General features: G+C 40.4%; 3 protein-coding genes. 1 reads left to right on the top strand and 2 read right to left on the bottom strand.

Annotation, left to right across the window (positions count from 1 at the left end; genetic code table 11):
- Positions 1-171: 171 nt before the first annotated feature.
- Complete coding sequence (locus LC605_RS32040) at positions 172-1,362, top strand: IS1380 family transposase (RefSeq protein WP_229551407.1); 1,191 nt, start codon at positions 172-174, stop codon at positions 1,360-1,362.
- Positions 1,363-1,464: 102 nt separating this feature from the next.
- Here the strand turns inward: LC605_RS32040 and LC605_RS32035 are convergent, their stop codons facing one another.
- Both LC605_RS32035 and LC605_RS32030 read right to left on the bottom strand, forming a co-directional pair.
- The gene (locus LC605_RS32035) at positions 1,465-2,220 is read right to left on the bottom strand and encodes a type IV secretory system conjugative DNA transfer family protein (RefSeq protein ID WP_229551406.1); all 756 of its coding nucleotides are present in this window, start codon (positions 2,218-2,220) and stop codon (positions 1,465-1,467) included.
- A gap of 175 nt (positions 2,221-2,395) precedes the next feature.
- On the bottom strand, positions 2,396-3,040 hold the full coding sequence (locus LC605_RS32030; protein WP_229551405.1) for a hypothetical protein: 645 nt from the start codon (positions 3,038-3,040) through the stop codon (positions 2,396-2,398).
- Positions 3,041-3,174: the final 134 nt, after the last annotated feature.

Below are 3,174 nucleotides of genomic sequence, written 5' to 3'. Positions count from 1 at the left end.
TCGAAATACATATTTTTTTGTTTTTCATAAATAAATTTAGGGGCTTTAAACCCTTTTTAGCAGAGGGAAGCATTATTTTCTAAAACCTCCTGCCTCCTGCCTCCTGCCCTCTGCCTTTCTTCGGTAACATCTGATGCTGGTTTAGGTTTAATTGCGGAATTAGACCGAAAATTGCAAATAACATCACGATTAGCTCTATGTTTCCAAGATTACCGTCAAATAAACCGAATGTTGCATCCAATAGAAGGCTTAATTGCACAACGGATATATGGGTTAATCATGGGATACGAAGACTTAAATGACCATGAAGAATTACGCCATGATCCGATGTTTGCTCTAGCATTAGGGAAAAGAATTGGACTAGAGAATGAGCCAGCAACATTGGCAGGTAAAAGTACATTAAATAGGCTGGAACATTGTCCAGAAGATGTAGAGCAAGGAGCAGACAGTCGTTATCATAAAATCGGGCATTGTCCATCAAAAATTGAAAGTCTATTTGTGGATATATTTCTAGAATCTTATGTCAAAGAACCACGACAAATTATTTTAGACTTGGATGTAACTGATGATTTAGTGCATGGAACTCAGGAGCAAGTTTTTTTCAATACTTATTACGCAGGATACTGCTATGCTCCACTTTATATTTTTTGTGGCAAACATTTATTGGCAGCAAAACTTCGCCCTTCTAATATAGACCCAGCATCAGGAGCATTAGAAGAATTACAGAGGGTGATTCAACAAATACGGCAACAATGGAAGAATGTCGAAATTTTAGTCCGTGGAGATAGTGCATATTCACGAGAAAATATCATGTCATGGTGTGAGTCACAAGTGAGAGTTGATTACGTGTTTGGATTGGCGCAAAATAGTCGTTTAATTCAGATGACTACCACGACTCAAAATAGAGCAAAGCTTGAGTTTAATGAGAAATTATCAACAGTAGTCTCATTTTTAGAAACTGTATTTAACCCGAATGAACAACTGTCTGAAGTTGCTTCTGACCTGATTAATAACTCAATTTTGTATAAGTCTTTAGACTATAAAACTCGTGAATCTTGGAGTTGTAGTCGTCGTGTGGTCTCGAAAGTTGAATATGGAGCAAAGGGGACTAATATTCGTTTTGTTGTTACTTCATTGACTACCAAGAAAGTACCTCCTGCTCAACTCTACACACAGAAATACTGTAAGCGAGGTGAGATGGAAAATCGCTTTAAAGAACAACAGATGGAACTTTTTAGCGATAGAACCAGTACACACACATTTGCAGGAAATCAATTACGATTGTGGTTCTCTTCCATAGCTTACGTTTTGATGAATGCATTGCGAGAAAAGTGTTTGGCTAAAACCGAATTACGCCCGTGAGTAGCATTGGAACAGGAATGTACGTTAAGCCCAAGATGCTTACTGTAATTGAGTTTGAGCCGTCACTCTCAAATCTATCTATTCCTGTGATAAAGATTATTATCACCGGAAAAATACGCTCAAAGCCTGAAATATCGATGAGAATGAGGCATTAAAGAAAGTAAAAATTTTATCGTTATCACAGGAATCAGTCGTTAGCGTACATTTTGGTTCCAATGCTACTCGCACGCGTAGTTTGGGTGCTTGCCCTTTAGCGTCAGCTGTAGCCGATTCTTGGTGAGCATATTTAAAATCGTAAAGGACAATTGGTAGTCCCTGATCGATCGCGGAACGTACCAGAGGGTTAATCATGGAGAAGGTTTTACCAGAACCAGCCCCGCCACAAACTAAAATTCCACGTTGTACATCTGGCAGATAGAGTCTGGTTTTATCTTCTGGAATATTGATAATGCGTTTGTTGTCAACAACCTGAAAAGTAGTACCTTTAGGTGTACCAATGTATAAAGCTACCCTGTTATGTTTGCGTTCAATCAGTTGTTTGCAGGCCAGCTTACGAGCTGCTGTTTTCTCCCTACCTCCTGCCCATCGCGCCCGTGCTAGTTTGTTTGTTGCCCCTCGCCCCTCCATTGCTTTCGCTAACATTAACGCTCCCACACTTACAAGTAATCCCAAACCCATTGGGGAGAAAAAGGCATCCTTAAAATTCTGAGGAACAAGGTTGTAAGCAGGGGGGGCTGTGGTAGCTGGGGATGCAGGAGGGGAAAGAGAATTATTTTTTAATGAATTTTTCTCCCTCTGCTGCACATATCCCCCTGCTCTCTTTACTTGTTGAGTGATTTTAAATGTTGTCGTCATCATTAGGGACATCCAAAAATTAAATTACTGAATTTCTGCATCGAATACGACTATCAGATTTCTTCTCCCCCTTCTTCCCCTGCTTCCGCTAAGTTTGGATATTCCATACCTTTCACCAAATGAAAAATACAAATAATTTCTCCTCTGCCCCTCTGCTCCTCCGCCCCTCTGCCTACATTCACCCCCTCCCCAGAATGACTAGATCATTCTCCTTGGTGGGAATCCAAGGTACTGGGCCAATAAAGTAGGGAGTGCAAGATTTACCACCCCAGAAAAACCTAATGCAAAAGCGAAAAAATAGCCCAAAGTTGGCTGTACCGGTGGACTCATTTACACCAGTTAGCACAACTTTGAAACCAGAACCGTAGACAAGCCTACCTGTCGGTTCTTTACCACCGTTAACACGTTGTAAGATCCCAAAACCACCGTCTACTTTCTGAGCAGAACCAGAAGCCCATCGCTTACCGTAAAGGTTGCCAGCTTGCCCTGCGACATCACCTAGTTCTAGGAATGGACACTCTTTACCCACATTACAGGCGACAACAACATTTTTGTTGGAACGATTTACCCTACCAGAAACAAAGTAATTCTCTCTGGCTCTGGAATCACCACGTTCCGAATTACCTAAAACCACAGAAGCTATACCCACCACATCCAAACCCGAATTAATCGGCTGTGGCATCTTGTCAAAAGGTACTTGATTTAGCCCTGGCACTTGATTAATGTAGCTTTGCTGCCAGCCTGGAAATCTTGATAGTTGCGTCTGATTAAGTCTAGGAATTGAATTGATGGGATATCGACCTAGATCCAGTTTTTTACCCAAAGGGATATTAAGTACCTATGCAAAATAAATTGTATATTATGGAAATAGTAATGTAAAATATCTTCTTGGTCACAAGAAGGTCAAAAAAATGCGATTTATTAAAGATTTAACTATTGATACAATCAAATTACTTA

Origin of the sequence: Nostoc sp. CHAB 5836 (genome assembly GCF_020829445.1) — a bacterium.
Lineage (GTDB): Bacteria > Cyanobacteriota > Cyanobacteriia > Cyanobacteriales > Nostocaceae > Nostoc.
This window is presented reverse-complemented; position numbering and strand designations above follow the sequence as displayed.